This window comes from Bariatricus sp. SGI.154 (assembly GCF_050313795.1).
Classification (GTDB): domain Bacteria; phylum Bacillota; class Clostridia; order Lachnospirales; family Lachnospiraceae; genus CAMBRQ01.
In genome coordinates this window covers 20,808-35,775 of record NZ_JBNPMC010000007.1, presented here as the reverse complement: position 1 = coordinate 35,775, position 14,968 = coordinate 20,808, and the positions used below count along the sequence as shown (strand labels likewise).

Annotated in this window: 14 protein-coding genes; all 14 read right to left on the bottom strand. The window is 38.8% G+C overall.

What is annotated here, in order from left to right:
* Positions 1-61: 61 nt before the first annotated feature.
* The 14 genes from ACQRBN_RS05250 to ACQRBN_RS05185 all read right to left on the bottom strand — a co-directional run bounded on the left by ACQRBN_RS05250 (position 62) and on the right by ACQRBN_RS05185 (position 14,591).
* Entirely contained in the window at positions 62-898 is an 837-nt protein-coding gene (locus ACQRBN_RS05250; RefSeq protein ID WP_427737936.1) for a hypothetical protein, read from the bottom strand.
* Between the two features lie 53 nt (positions 899-951).
* A complete protein-coding gene (locus ACQRBN_RS05245; RefSeq protein ID WP_427737935.1) occupies positions 952-1,338 on the bottom strand; it encodes a hypothetical protein in 387 nt (128 codons plus the stop codon).
* Between the two features lie 159 nt (positions 1,339-1,497).
* Positions 1,498-1,617 (bottom strand): phage holin family protein, encoded by a 120-nt coding sequence (locus ACQRBN_RS05240; protein WP_427737982.1) that lies wholly within the window; start codon positions 1,615-1,617, stop codon positions 1,498-1,500.
* 786 nt (positions 1,618-2,403) lie between these two features.
* Positions 2,404-2,928, bottom strand: a complete 525-nt coding sequence (locus ACQRBN_RS05235; protein WP_427737934.1) for a YcxB family protein — start codon at positions 2,926-2,928, stop codon at positions 2,404-2,406.
* Positions 2,929-3,001: 73 nt separating this feature from the next.
* A complete protein-coding gene (locus ACQRBN_RS05230) occupies positions 3,002-3,523 on the bottom strand; it encodes a YcxB family protein (RefSeq protein ID WP_427737933.1) in 522 nt (173 codons plus the stop codon).
* Between the two features lie 20 nt (positions 3,524-3,543).
* Complete coding sequence (locus ACQRBN_RS05225; RefSeq protein WP_427737932.1) at positions 3,544-5,133, bottom strand: hypothetical protein; 1,590 nt, start codon at positions 5,131-5,133, stop codon at positions 3,544-3,546.
* Between the two features lie 703 nt (positions 5,134-5,836).
* On the bottom strand, positions 5,837-6,130 hold the full coding sequence (locus ACQRBN_RS05220; RefSeq protein ID WP_427737931.1) for an IS3 family transposase: 294 nt from the start codon (positions 6,128-6,130) through the stop codon (positions 5,837-5,839).
* Between the two features lie 122 nt (positions 6,131-6,252).
* Complete coding sequence (locus tag ACQRBN_RS05215) at positions 6,253-6,894, bottom strand: ABC transporter ATP-binding protein (protein WP_427737930.1); 642 nt, start codon at positions 6,892-6,894, stop codon at positions 6,253-6,255.
* Positions 6,895-6,897: 3 nt separating this feature from the next.
* On the bottom strand, positions 6,898-7,740 hold the full coding sequence (locus ACQRBN_RS05210) for a hypothetical protein (RefSeq protein WP_427737929.1): 843 nt from the start codon (positions 7,738-7,740) through the stop codon (positions 6,898-6,900).
* Positions 7,737-8,504, bottom strand: coding sequence for a hypothetical protein (locus tag ACQRBN_RS05205; protein WP_427737928.1), 768 nt, complete (start codon positions 8,502-8,504; stop codon positions 7,737-7,739). Before ACQRBN_RS05205 ends, ACQRBN_RS05210 begins: the two co-directional genes overlap by 4 nt.
* Positions 8,501-9,595, bottom strand: a complete 1,095-nt coding sequence (locus ACQRBN_RS05200; RefSeq protein WP_427737927.1) for a hypothetical protein — start codon at positions 9,593-9,595, stop codon at positions 8,501-8,503. Before ACQRBN_RS05200 ends, ACQRBN_RS05205 begins: the two co-directional genes overlap by 4 nt.
* Before the next feature lie 61 nt (positions 9,596-9,656).
* Complete coding sequence (locus ACQRBN_RS05195) at positions 9,657-10,082, bottom strand: hypothetical protein (protein WP_427737926.1); 426 nt, start codon at positions 10,080-10,082, stop codon at positions 9,657-9,659.
* A 179-nt stretch (positions 10,083-10,261) separates the two neighbouring features.
* A complete protein-coding gene (locus tag ACQRBN_RS05190; protein WP_427737925.1) occupies positions 10,262-13,444 on the bottom strand; it encodes a type 2 lanthipeptide synthetase LanM family protein in 3,183 nt (1,060 codons plus the stop codon).
* Positions 13,445-13,712: 268 nt separating this feature from the next.
* Complete coding sequence (locus ACQRBN_RS05185; protein ID WP_427737924.1) at positions 13,713-14,591, bottom strand: sensor histidine kinase; 879 nt, start codon at positions 14,589-14,591, stop codon at positions 13,713-13,715.
* Between the last annotated feature and the right edge of the window lie 377 nt (positions 14,592-14,968).

Genomic DNA, 14,968 nt, shown 5'->3' with positions numbered 1-14,968 from the left:
ATCCTCTCGTAATTATAAGGGCATCTATCCTCTCTCAATCCGCTTTATCCCCAATCGTCAGCTAACATGGATCTATATGTTGTGATTTTAGATAAAGAATCAGTAAAATTACCACCGGCAGAAATGATGCCCCTTCATAAGAGAAACTTATTGATGAAATTCCCGGCATATTTTCATGTACATACTCTAACCTCAAATCCGTTACAACATTATCATTTACATAAAACATATAGCTTGGTTCAAAAGATACAAAAGCCCATCCACCTGGATTTATTTGAATCTTAGGTGAAATGTTAGGGCTTCGCAACTGAGCATACCAACCTATTCCAGCTGAATTGCTATGTGCCGGCGTAGATATAAAATTATAAAAGTCCTGTGAACCAGTTGACATATTTGTCACATAATTATGTGCACTCAGCGGTCCACCATAATCGCTAAGCGACAAAACCGAACTATTCCAATTTAATGTGATTACATCATTCCCTGTTGCGCCCGGCGAAACCACCCATAAATAATCAATAATCAAATCACAACCTTGTATATACTGATGCCTTGTATCAGCATAATTCATTAAAGTTGCCGTAATTCGTAATTGTGATTCTGGTATCGCACCTCTTGTCTGTTTATCAATCGTTTGGTCAACAAACACTTTTTCTACCGACTCTACTTTTGCGTCAATGGTAACGTCACCTTTTTTTATAACACTTTCATACACTTTATTAACGGCTTCTTCTCGCATTCCATTTAATATATCTTTTTCTAAGCCTTTTTCACATAAATATTCCTTTTTTTCTTCAATTGTTATATATTCTTCTTGAGTTTCCGCCTTTATGTCATTGCTGCAAAGCAGAAAAAGCGTCAGTGTGGCTGCTATTATTTTGATAACATTTTTCTTCATCGACTTCCGCCTTGTATAATTAATGCTTTTTAACATGTACTTTATGAATGAAATTAATTTGTAATATACAGGCAATAATATTTGTCGTTTCCCAACGTGACCCGAAAGATTCCCCAATTTCCTTCTGGTATATTCCAACAATATAGAAACGGAGCAACTTTTCGCACGTTAACATCGATAAGACTGTCCACCGTTTCATCTTGCACCTCCACGGCTTCATTTCCAATATAAAACATATAGACATTCTTTATGCTCTTATCATTCGCATCAAACTTTCTCGCAGCGCCCAGATCATACTGCTTTTCATACTGATCTACCTTCTCTTTTGTCAGAATTCCGGTTTTTATAAATGCAATTGGATGCACCCATAACAATAAAGCAATAAGTGCTGCAACTCCGGCAAAAATGTATACATATCGTCTGGATAATTTCATTTTCATTCGTTCCGCCTTCCTACTGCCACAACTATTTATAGTATAAATCAAACCGTTCAAAATCTCAATTACCTGACCACGAATGCGCTTTTATCGGACCATCATAATTTCTCCAAAGTCCCTGGCAAAACATGTAAAAGTATCACTGACGTTTATCAAAACCTTCTACCCTTCTTTATGCTCTGCCTTGTTAACCAAGATGTCAATAGCACGCCGGATAATCGATGGCATAGGTATTCCCATAAGCCCTGCATTCTCAGTGATACTAATCAATTCATTCACAATATAACCAATACAATTCCCGAAAGATAATCAATACTCATAAAAATAATTAACGTGTTTCATGCCGTTCCTCCTTTATCGAATACCGTCATGAAACAACCTCCTATAGCCCCCACCAAACTACATACCTCTGTTTTCATCCTAAACACCTCTTCATTCATATATTTATCATAAAATTAGTAAAAAATTAAAAGAAGATGCGTAAACCATAATTCTATCTATAATTTTTGTCTTTGAATTTCAAATATCAGTTTCCAAAATACGATCCCTCGTCTTTTTAATAATCAGATAATCGATTATCACACAAATAAATATTGGAACTGGATAGAAAGGATGAATAAGAATGGATGAAAGAGTTCTCGCAACACAACCTTGATTAAATGTTTGAGCGAAAAAGTCAAAGGAATGCAAGCATTCCATGTGTTACCTATAACAGACAAAGGCGATGTCACTACGTGGATGTCACTACTATTAAGTAAAAGTAACCCTGATCGCAGCGCTATCGCATGTGATACTTCTACAGTTTTAAATTATAACAAAGCATTGTCTCTATATAATGCCGGCTATCGTTATATCGGAAGATACTTAACAGGCACTGTAGACGTCGGAACATCCAGAAGATCTAAGGCTATGACGCGAGATGAAATGAGCGATATCTTTCCTGGGCATTTGACCAATTTAACGAATATTCTTTTTCATCTACTGACGGAGCATTTGGTCTGGATAAAGTAGTATATTCCGGAAGATATAGTGGATAACTGCACCCATACGCATTCGTATGGGTGTCTTTCAGTCGATATACTTTGGATGCTCTTTAACAGCGTCACATTTTCCCCTTATAAATCTATATTGCTCAGGAGTCAGCACATCTTTATCAATGATGATTCCACTATATTCCAAAAACCAGTAGTTCTCGTCTTCGCATACCATTTCAATCGAATCCCAGCGTGTTTTCTTCATTGATTTTTCACTATTCACTTCTACTTCGTCTTCATCAAATGAAAGGATCTGCTCAACAGGATACTGCATTGCCGCCAACTGTTTCTTCAACTGAAACATAAATAGCCTCCTGCTTCCAAGACGGCAAAACCATAATGAGCCTCCTGCGACCAATCCTATAACTCCCCATTTCAGAAGCATGCCAAAATCATATCGATATACATATATTTGAACTAGTGAAAGCAGTAGAATCGGCATAAAACTAACCCTGGAGAGAATTTTCAGGTTTCTCCACCGTTTCATCTTATCGGTTGCTGCATTAATCCGCTTCATGGCTCTTTCTTCATCAATTATAATTTTAATCTTTGCCTCCATAATTCTCTTTTCATCCCCTCCACTGATCATTTTATCAATACCACGAAAAATTCTTCCGTTAAAATCCCGTTAATTACATCCATTTACTATGGTTTTTAATCGCATCGCACTTCTTTTTAACGAACTCCAACTGCTCCTTGGTCAGCAGTTCTTTCTCTATGACAAGGCCTTCATGCCCCAAAAACCAATGCTTATCATCTTCACACACAGTTTCTATAGACTCCCAATAGAATCTTCTCGTCTGATTTGCGCTTTCCATCTCGATTTGCTTATCATCAAACGAAAGGAACTGTTCAAATGGATAATTCATTTTTTTCATCTGCCTTTTTGCCTGATGTATGAGCCTAAGTTCATTCCCCCGTACACAAAACCAAACCCAAATCCCCTCTACAATTCCCATAATCACATGAATAAAAAGCATTCCAAAATTATATCGATACTGATAAATCCGAATACATGTATCTATCAGAAGAGGAGGCGTCAAAACACCGCACAAAATCCAAAGATTCTTTTTCACTTTCATCCTTCCGATTGATGCTTTCACTCTTTCCATGGCTCTCTCTTCATCAACTACAATCTTAATTTTTGCTTCCATAGTTTTCCCTTTCATCCCACTTATGACCAATCCGCATAATCGCTATATGTCCCATCAAGTTCCACAGGGGTAACCGCCTCATTATATGTTATAGAGTCTGTCACCAAGTACTCAACTTGTGTCCGATTCTCATCACGCCCTTCATATCCTTTATACTGAAGCACGCACCCAGTCTCTCTGTCAATCCACAACTCGATGCTATTCACCGGGTTTAGATAGGATTCCCCTTTGCCTTCAATCTTCCAGCAATTCCGTCCGGCAACTGCCTCTTCACCAACGATTTCCCACTGATCCGGATCAAAAAGATATATGAATGCGATAGACTGAGGATATACGCTGTATGTCGCATAATATAGATCTGTAATATTATTCCGGTAATGATCAATATCTTTTGCCTGCGGCCTTACCCGCTCATTGACATCCATCTTCACGATTGACTCATCTTCCAGGGTACGCCCTGTCGTACGGTAAACCTTCTGTGCATGATAATATACGGTTGCCTTACTGCCATCCGCCAGCGCCGTCCAGTCAATATCCGCCGAGCAGACTCTCTCATAAGAATAAGGCGTTTCTTTATCGATCTTGTATTCTACAGAAGCCTCCGTTTCGCATCCCAACTGTCTGCCTTTCATGCGGAATGTACCCTGCACCGTCGTATAGTGGTCGATGGCATTCAGCATCTGATCCATAACCGCTTCCTTATCCCCTGTGAAATCTCCTCGTTCCTTTCCCTTATCCTGAAGCGCTGCCTCTTCTGCATCTTTTTCTTCTTTGGCAGCCCTCTCTTTCGCTTCCTCCGTAAAATAGAATCCGTTGTCACTGAATCGGATCTGTTCAATCTGCTTCCAGTTCTCTAATTCTACAGCATAGATAATTGATCCATCATCATATTCCGGTTCATACCTTAACTTAGGCTTGATGACCTCCTTTCCGCCTATCTCTCCCGCCTGAACATTCTGGTCGATCGCCAGCAGGCATTCTGCGTCTTTGCCATCGATTTCCATAGTGCCGCTTGTCATATAAGGCTGCTTATATGATGCTATATTCGGATAGAGGATGCCCGTCGCTGAGACTCGCATCTCATTCATTCCTTCTCCCGCCCCGGAACTGATATATTCCTCGTCTACTTTTAGTCTCACCGGCACGTTTGACTCTACTTTATCTTCCCCGGAATACATAATCTCAACATCCACAGAATCTTTTTTGATCTGATGGCTGCCACTGATATAATAGATTCTCAGATATTGTGTCCTGCCCTTATATGCAGTCTCATATGCTCTGCATTTCAACCGGGTCGAACCCTGGGATACTCTCAGAAGGCATTCGTCGTCAACGATAAAGTCGAATCCGTTCCCCAGAACATCATCGGAAGTGTAAAAAAGTTTCTCGAACGGAGAACCGTCACCCTTGATCGCCAGATCTATGAATCCGGTTCTTGTGCCACTGTTATAGAGATTGTCTTCTACCGTTATCTTATAATCCTGAAATGTAGCATCAGCGCCTGTCCTTCCCACACCGCGATATATGACAAGCGCAGCAATCACAGATGCAGCCAGTATAAGCGCTAATATCACGACAATCAATATATACTTTGTTCTTTTCTTTTTCATGTTCTCTCCCTTCCTCGTATATAATTCATAAGCCAAAGGTCTCGCGGCAGTCGCCAAATGGACATGCAAACATGTCCGCTTGGCTCGTTGCTCGTGGGAATAAAAAGCCGAGGATTATAATGCCTATGTACAATCTTTATAATCCTCAGTAAAATTTACTCCTTATGCACTTTTAAAGATTCGTCCGTATCTCCCTAGACAATCAGTATTTTAGGTATTACAATTGTCACTTATTTCTTTTTCTGATTATCAAATAACCGAAATTAAACACAACAATCAGCCATACATATGCTTTTACAAACGCCGAAATAAGTGTTCTGTAGTTTGGATATGGTTCTCCTATAAAATGAATAGCCAATAAAAGAAGTAAACCAATTACGATGAAACAATAACGAAAAGGTTTTCCAGTTTTTTCACTTTTTCTAGTTTTTTCACTTTTATCGCCGCCTTTCTGTCTACGAAAAATACCAATGTGGTTATGCCTCCGCAGAGACTTTCGCTTTTTCATTTATTACATTTTCCATACGACGCCAGATGTTTAGTAATTAAGTTGTCACATAGGATGTAATACCCATACCTGCATAAGAGGACACCTCAGAATTATTTTTGTTGATTCCATTATACTATATTTAGGAAATAACTGCATCAATTATTATTACATCTGACTAAATTATCCAGGTTTTCAGACAGTCTCCTCCGAATCTCATTGCAGGCGTTTGTTGTTATAGTAATCTATATAATCCTCAATCATTTTTACAAGTGTCTCTTTATCAGTAAAATTGCCGCCGGCAAAAATAGATGCCCCTTCATAAGAAAAACTTATCGATGAGATTCCCGGCATATTTTCATGCACATACTCTAACCTCAAATCCGTTACCACATTATCATTTACATAAAACATATAACTTGGTTCAAAAGATACAAAAGCCCATCCACCTGGATTTGATTCTGATATCGCACCTCTTGTCTGTTTATCAACCGTCCGGTTAACAAACACTTTTTTCTACCGACTCTACTTCTGCATTAATGGTAACGTCAACAACATAACGCATCTAGACATTCTTTACACTTTTATCGTCTGCGTAGAACTTTCTCGCAGTGCCCAGATTACACCCTCATCTATCGATACTTTGATAGTCTGCCATGATCCATCTCGTATACTTCATCGCATAAAATATTAATATCTTCTTTATTATGACTAGCTAGCAAAATGGTTGTTCCCTTTTCTTTCTCTTCTATGAAAAGAGCGCGCATGTCCTCTACGCCTTGCTTATCCAGTCCATTCATTGGCTCGTCCAGTATAAGAATCTCCGGGTTCTCCATAATGGTCTGTGCAATTGCCAGGCGTTGCTTCATCCCCATAGAATAATCCCTCACCTTCTTACCAGAATCCGGATCCAACCCCACTTTCTCCAATACCTTCTGTAAATATTTTTTATCCTTTTTATTGCGTATTCTATAAAGAAAGTCCAAATTCTCATATCCGCTTTTTGCACCCAAAAACGACGGAGTTTCTATAATGATTCCCGCATTATTCAGCAAATCAATTTCTCTTCCCATCTTTTTATCCCGAATCCATATTTCTCCAGAATCAACACGAAGAAATCCGCATATACATTTGAACAATACTGTTTTTCCAGATCCGTTATACCCGACAAAACCATAAATCTGTCCTTTTCCCATCGAAAAAGATATCTTATCCAGTATTTGCTTTTTTCCAAAATATTTATCAATTTCCTTTACAGTTATCATCTCTTCCATATCCTAATCCTCTTCCCGCCAACACAAGTCCTTCCTTCGTATCTTCCAGTCACAGATGATTATCATTGCAACTAATAACCCAATCAATACACATATCATATACCTTTCAGATGGCATTCTCATAATTCGTCCACTCTGAAAAATACCAATTCGCATCCAGGAAACCGGAGAAACATAGTTTAACGGTGTTCCAAACAGATATTCTGCAATTCCCGGCAAAATAACCAAAACGCTCCCTGCTATCGCACTGCATATCTTGCCCATAAAAAGACTCACACAATACATGAACATTCCTACAACACTTATAACCAGACCACTTAAAAGCCATGAAAGAAGCATAAAATGTATCGGTTCATACGATATCAACGTTCCATATGGGATATCCACCAACTGCTGCGTCTGAATGCCCGCATCTGTCATTGCAAATGTTCCGATGATCTTCCCCCAATCCGATCCGAATCCCCATTGCGTGCCCATCACTATAACACTGATAACGAATGCAAGAAACCATATCAAAAAACCACCAAACAATATATACATACAGTTAAAAGCATTCCACTTTCTTCTTCCCATTCGAACCATGATATACATTTGTCTGCGCCCCCAAAACGGTACGTCTGAATAAAAATATAAGACACTCAGCATGAATACAGACAAATAATAGATATCTGACAGCAGAAACGGCAAAAAGAACGGTCTGGCTTTTATTCCAACCATACTTGCAAAATCCCTTACCGGAGACAAATATATGTCCATAAACACAACATTCAGACACACCCATACCATAGTCTTTCCACGCCCCAGCCTCTGCCATATCATCCGGAGCATATACCCTTGGTTCGTCATTCATTCCCTCCTCGTATTTCCCGTTCAATTTTTCTATGTATCAAACATCCAAAAAAAACCATGAACAAAATCGTCATCAAAACCGCATATAGAAAATCCTGCCATTCCTTATCCCAAACTTCATAAAATGCACCATATATCCTGTACAACACACACCAGTCAGGCAGTTGAAGCCATTTCTCTACATAATTGATGACAAAGTAATACATCATAATCGGGAAAGTATATACAAAAAGCCGATTTTTTAAAAAGAGTGATCCATATGCAGCGCATATTGCTAAAACACCTCCTAACAGACTTTCTCTCATTGCACTTTCGACCAAAAAACAAATCGGCGAATAATTACCAATTAGCATTTGAGAGAATGCGTTGTCTTGAGAAACCCATGGATATCGAAGTCCAGCCACACAAAAAAAGATCAACATTCCTATAAACATTGCCAGCCATGCGCTAAAGAAAACACTCAAAACCTTAGACCAAACATATTTCTTAATATTTCCTCTTATCAATGATACATAAATGTATCGGTCATTAAAGTCATCACAAAAACAAGACGCATATGGGATTGCGCTAAATGCCAGCGTCAGCAGTGCCATTCTGGTCATTCTGATTCCATCATAAATATAGATAACATCCGTCGGAAACCTTACCTGCGTCTTTGCAATAATGACCATAGTAGCAAAAGAGCCTAAAATGGCTATTAAAAAGTTAAGCGAATGCAGTCCTCGCAATAAATCACATCGTAAATAATGCGTCTTTTTCATAGAGATACTCCTATTAATTCTTTTCCCGTCTGAGCGTCATAAAACATCTGTACCTCTGTACCGGAAGATAACGCTCCACGAATACTCCACGCTAAGATAAGTTCATCGCTGTCATGATTGGGAATCCAGCATAATTTCATCTGGGTAACCGTCACAACCTCTTCCGAAATCAACATACTGTATTTTTCATTTATACTGTTAAATATCTCACCAATATCTATTACATTTACATATTCTTCCGTTTCTTCCGTTTCGTACAAATTACCTGTCTGTATAAAACCAATCCCCGAATCCTTATACATTATTTGAATCGGAGCATTATAATCAATATCTTCGTTATAAATTCCAAACAGAGGAACATATACAGGAATACTTTCGACTTCCTGATTGATAGCAAAATAATATGCATTATCCGATTCAGACCATACCTTCTTCCCTAATCCTGCATCCGCATCATATTTCTTCTCTTCTTGCTCCATTGTCTCATAATCCAAATAATAGCATCGATAATCTTCCCCTATTTTCACACCGATTTCTTCCAGATATTTCTTAATATTCACAAACGCATCCTGCCGACTCGCAAAAGGAAATTCTTCTCTATTCTGAAACAAATCCCCATTATAATCCGGATCATTTGCCAGACGAAATGCCGATAACACAAACGTCATATCTTTCGGGAAATACAAGATACTGTTCTGATTCTCAGAATAAGTAATGCTAAACCCTCCGTCTTCTCTATCCACATATTCGTGGTCATACACTGTAATCCCCTGGTAATCTTTTTGTTCCAGAATCTGGAATTGTTCAAATTGGTTCTGCGTATATTCCTCAGTTTTATTCTTGATCAATTCTACATCCATATCAATCAATGCAGCTTTTACTTTATGAATCTTTTCTCCTTTTATCGCATCCGGGACAAGAATCCTGGCATCGGCTTTTACGTATTCACCATAAGTTTTATGCAATTCTGAAGGGAAATCAATCCTTGATATAGTCTCTTCAGCAACTTTATCCTCTTTATCACTGCACCCTCCAGCCAAAAACATACTCAGCAGTGCCATTATCAAGAATGCTAATACTCTATTCTTCATTTTCATTTCCTCTTTATCTAAAAATTGAAGGCAGCCAGGAACTGCCTTCAAATCCTTTTCTCTACGGCGTAAACCTTCCTTCCACATACAAACTAGAACCAGACGTTGCCGCCGCATCATATGTTCCATACAAATAATAGTACTTATTTGAAGGTGGCGTAATATAATACCTTCCTGTTACCGTTTGATTAGTTTGCGCCTTAGTAAGTGTAATATCCACACCATATTGTGAATGAGTATCTAAGTAGAACGAAGCAGCATGATATCTTATGTTCCTGTTAAAATAAGTTGGGGTTACATAAAATATCGTCTCATACGCAGATCCACCCGCTTTTACAGTCCTTTTCGATATATCACTCGTATTAACCGTCAAATTAAAATAATAATCCGTAGTCTGTGCGTGTGTTGTCATTAAACCAGCCCAAAGACCTGTAATCAATGTAATCGCCGCCAAAAAAAACGCTAATTTTCTTCTTGCTTTAGTCATAATCTCATCTCCTTTTACTATACTTTGCTTCTACTGTTATTTAATAAGTAATTGCTTGTCCATATTCCCTCCCTTCACATAACTATCAATCTTCTAATTCTTTATACTGCCTATTTCTATTATGCCTTAAACACGAAAAATCTCAACTCTTTGACCTTGAAAATACACTTGTCAGACCATCATAATTTTCTATTCAGGAGATAATACAGAATCCCACCATATCCGCCCATCATTCCAGGATTCATCCGTTCTTGCGGCAACAGTTTAAAATCACCACCCAATTGTATCTTCGATTTCACCTCCATCTCCTCTCCCAAAGTTTCATTCAGATATTCCATGATCCACACATTACCACATATCCCATGGCATAGACACCAGCTATCCCTTTTCCAATACTCTCTTACTTTTGCGTATGCCCGCAATATATCTTTTTTGAGGCGCACTTTCCACTCAGGATCTTCCACGATCCGATAACAATATATCCTCGAAGCCAGGACTCCCGCTGCTCCATGACACCATGCAACCGTATCAATCGGAATCGGTTCTGAACCTTTTCCTCTGATATCTGCCCAATTGTTAATCTGCGGACGGTATAATGACTCCTCGTACGCCCAGATCTGCTCTGCCAGTTTCTTATATTTTTCTTTTCCAGTCTCTCTCCATAGTGCCATTACCGGCATAAGCACTCCACTGTTTCCATGAGCCATCCCTGCCATAGGCGGTGTTCCTTTTTCTGTAATCCAACCAATTCCGGCTTCCTGCTTCTCCCCCTTTTGTTCCAATACCCTGACTGTCCGTTCTGCCATATCCAGGTATCTCAGGCTACCGGTAACCTGATATGCAAGAAGCAATACTTGTGCTGCTCCTGCATTTCCAGAGAGCAGGTCATAATTTTCATCCTTCTCTATCAACTGTTCCACAATCCTTGCATGTTTCCCGGCATATTCCAGATACTCCGCTTCTTTGCTCTGTCTGTATAAGGTCAGATAGACATAGAGAATCGAACTTTCTCCGTTATATGTCCCTGTATTTTCTGACTGCAGATTGCCAAGCGATGACATCCCCCTGTCCGTATACTGAAAAAGCATATGCTTCAACGTTGTATAGATTTTTCTTATTTTTTCTGCATTTTCCACCAAATATGAATGATACTCTTCGACATTTCCCGGAAAGTCTGCATCCGTCCGCCGGATTCTATCTGCCAGACGATACTCATCCGCACATCCTGCACTACATACCTCCGGCAGGATGGCTCTGTCCGATAATGCATACATTAGCAATAACATTCCTGCCAATCCGTCATATAGATACATCCCCATCGGACTGATATTCCATGTCTTGCTTCCTTCTGAAGAAAAATGTGCTATACGCCAGTTCACCTCTGTCTGCACCAGATTCCATACTGCATGCTTCAGTACCTTTTCGGTCAGCCTTATAGCGATTGATTCCATATCCTCTCGCGTCATTACTGCCTGATCACTCTCCTCTGCACGGTATACACGATTCATACACTTTTCCTGGTTTTCTGACGTTAGTTCTAATGATATTCGGATGTATTCCGCTTGACTCTCAAGATCCGCCTCATCCAGATCATCTAGTCTCTGATACAGCATCTCCATACCCGAACATGCGAAATATCCGGTCATCTCCTCACCCTGTGCCGTTACCAGATTCCTTTCATCCAGACAATAATAAAAATACGGAATATCTCCATTCAAAAGACTCTTGATCTCACTCTCAACAATCTGCCTGTCATCTTCCTCACGCCCCTTCCATAAGGAATGTAAGAAGATCTCTCGCTCTGCCCCGTCCATCATCAGGCTGGGATGATAGGAACTTGATAAAAGCATGCTATACCGCTGTGTATCTGCTGCTAGGACCCTGCTTCTGGTTCCCTGTAATAACCTTAGCATCTTTTTGAATTCTTTTTTATGGCTTATCACTTGAGAATAAGCGCTTGTGTATCCGTCCAGGATCTCTTCTTCATATAATACCGGATGATAAAACTGCCCCTGAACAGTAGCCAGGTTCTGCGTATTCTGTGAATACGGATACGCATACTCAATATGCATCTCTGATGTTCTGCCGTCAACGACTCTTGGGACTCTAAACGGATACTTCTGTCCCTCATTTCCACTGATTCCGCTTCCATCGACTCCATTACCACTGCGATTCCAACTGTAAACCGGCAGCAGACCTGTACATAACACGGATCTCGACAGTTGATAAATTATCTCTTCGCCTGCCGTTGTTCTACTCCTACTATGCGGATGATTCACGAAAGTCTCCAGATCGACCAATATCGGATATTCCCCTGATGCAATGACATTCTCACAGTGCAGGTCTTTCGTCCCAAGAAAATATGCCAGGAACAACTGAACTCCCAGTCTCTCGTAATATCTTCTGAGCGACTCCTGTGAAGTACAGGTCTTATATTCTACAATGGCACTCCAACTGTGATCCTGATACGACAATATTCCATAATACCCTTGTGTAATTCCGGTTTTTCTTTCCAGCCACTTTAAGAGGCTCTGATAATTCTGCTCATTCTCCATAGAATGCGGCTTGTACAATAGTTCTGTGCCATTATCCAGTCTAACTTTTAAAACCTGTCTCCCCCGATTATGTACATCCGAGAATCCACCTGAGATCCTTGTGATCTTCTTTGTTTTCTTTCCTTTGCACAGAATCTGCCGAATCTGATCCCGTTCTGTCTGAAAATGCAGAATAACTTCGGCATAATATTCAGACAAGCATTCTATACGTTCTTCCATACACCTGTATAACACAGGATACTTTTCAAACAATGTCTCTATAAACTCCGGCTTACAGACAACTTCCCGGCAAAAATAATCATATTCCTCTTTTGAATCCTGCCCTTGCAACCATCCTTTCAATCTATAATTATGTAATTCTGCAATTAATGTCCTTAAGCAAATTGCCTGTAATTGTTCTGCCAGATGCAACATGTAGTCCTGATAGATCTCTTCTGTATAAAACTTCTCCTTACCTTGTAATAACTCTGTTAATCTTTCTTTTCCATATCTCAGTATTTTCTCATAAAACTCTGCGAAAAACACTTTTCCTTCGATTCGCCTTTTAAAAGGGGAATTTTCCTGACCGCTTAATGGCATATTAATATATTCTATTAATCCTCCATTACTCAATCCATTATTACTTGTTATATTTCTTACCTTGTATGGTTTCCCCTCCATATAAGCACTCAAATTAGTGTTGTGTTTCATAGAGATTCTTAAGATACCTTCGCCTAATAGCCTTTTCCAGGATTCATATTTTTTCCCGTCAATTTTACATTTCGGATTTTCAGTAAATTCTCTTTCAGATAGATAACTTCTTTTCACATCAGCCTCCTCTGCGCCTTGTCTCTCATATTTGCAAAAGGTAAAAGCAGCATGTATCATAATAAGAACCTACCGCTTTTACCTTCCAGAAGATTAGCAACAGTATATTGTCAGAAAATGGCCACACCCAATAGTCTTAGAATCGACACTACAAAGCCGCTCCTTGCATGGCAGTAATTTATCAATTTCCACAAGTTCTTCTGATAAATCTCCTACACACTCAAATAGAAATTTTTCTTCCATATTCTTCCCCTCGCTTTCTTTAAAATTATGAAACATTTTCGTCATCAAAAAAAGAAAGATTTACATGAAACCCATCCTCTTGTACCTGACAACCAAAAGTACCATCATATTTTTTGACTATTTTTTTTATGCTTTTTATTCCATATCCATGTATATTCTTATTCTTTTTCGTAGAAATAAGTTCTCCACTTTTTTGCAGCGGTACTTCTTCAATACTATTTAATATTTCTATAGAAAAAATAAAATTCTGCTTTTTCATTTTTACCTCTATCCGCTTGCCCTTATTTTGTATCTTTTCACAAGCCTCTATTGCATTGTCTAACAGGTTGCCGAACAAAGAAATACACTCATTGTCCGAAAAAGGCAACCCTGTAAACTGTGTTGTAGATATACAAAACTTAATATGTTTCCTCTCTGCTTCTGCTTTTTTCTGGCTTAGTATAAAATCCAACACACCTTCGCCAGTCCAATTCCGTATATCCGTATATAAAAGTTCTCTACTAATCTCTTCTATATACTGGCTCAATTTCTCCCATTCCTGCTCCCGCTCATATCGTTGGAAAATAATAAAATGGTTCTTCATATCATGGACTATTTGATGCGTCTTTAACATCTCTTGGTATTTTTCACTCATCATATTTTCCCGTATGATTAAAATTTCTTTTTCCTTCTTTAAAATCTGATATTTAAGAAGGAAAAGTCCTGCAAATAAGATCATTACCGAAATTATCAGTAAAGAAATCCCACTGTCAACTCCCCGTATCTGTTCTTTACCTTTTACCATTCGTTCCATCACGATCTGATAATTTCTCATGAGCATATAAAGCAAAAAATTCATTGCCAGCAAAATCCATCTGTACTCTTGTATTTCTCTTCCAATATCTGCTTTCTTCATCTTTAACATATGAATCATATACCAGATTATTACTCTGGAAACTACATAAATAGTACTTTTCCAACAAGACACCGCATAAATATAAACCACATGTTTAAAATCTGCTTTCAGAAAATCCATACACAAAAATGCAAAGGAAAAATCTAACACCGCAATTAATATATAACCGGCGAACACAACTCCTATAATCGAAAACCATGCTTTTCTTTTAATCGACCATACACACAGACTTGTTACAATAATACTGAACATCAGCATAACATACGAAAAAAAAGCCACTGATCGGTTCACTGCCAACAAACTCCCCAAAACTATAATATTTCCCCATATTATAATCTTCTCTTTCCTCCCCAGATACTCCTTCTCCAGTATCGTAATATACACAA

Bases quoted from the DNA above. Each gene is read 5' to 3' on its own strand.
- ACQRBN_RS05215 (WP_427737930.1), bottom strand. From the start codon at position 6,894: ATGGAAGAGATGATAACTGTAAAGGAAATTGATAAATATTTTGGAAAA.
- ACQRBN_RS05210 (WP_427737929.1), bottom strand. From the start codon at position 7,740: ATGACGAACCAAGGGTATATGCTCCGGATGATATGGCAGAGGCTGGGG.
- ACQRBN_RS05205 (WP_427737928.1), bottom strand. From the start codon at position 8,504: ATGAAAAAGACGCATTATTTACGATGTGATTTATTGCGAGGACTGCAT.
- ACQRBN_RS05185 (WP_427737924.1), bottom strand. From the start codon at position 14,591: ATGTTAAAGATGAAGAAAGCAGATATTGGAAGAGAAATACAAGAGTAC.
- ACQRBN_RS05195 (WP_427737926.1), bottom strand. From the start codon at position 10,082: ATGACTAAAGCAAGAAGAAAATTAGCGTTTTTTTTGGCGGCGATTACA.
- ACQRBN_RS05250 (WP_427737936.1), bottom strand. From the start codon at position 898: ATGAAGAAAAATGTTATCAAAATAATAGCAGCCACACTGACGCTTTTT.
- ACQRBN_RS05245 (WP_427737935.1), bottom strand. From the start codon at position 1,338: ATGAAAATGAAATTATCCAGACGATATGTATACATTTTTGCCGGAGTT.
- ACQRBN_RS05225 (WP_427737932.1), bottom strand. From the start codon at position 5,133: ATGAAAAAGAAAAGAACAAAGTATATATTGATTGTCGTGATATTAGCG.
- ACQRBN_RS05230 (WP_427737933.1), bottom strand. From the start codon at position 3,523: ATGGAAGCAAAAATTAAGATTGTAGTTGATGAAGAGAGAGCCATGGAA.
- ACQRBN_RS05235 (WP_427737934.1), bottom strand. From the start codon at position 2,928: ATGGAGGCAAAGATTAAAATTATAATTGATGAAGAAAGAGCCATGAAG.
- ACQRBN_RS05200 (WP_427737927.1), bottom strand. From the start codon at position 9,595: ATGAAGAATAGAGTATTAGCATTCTTGATAATGGCACTGCTGAGTATG.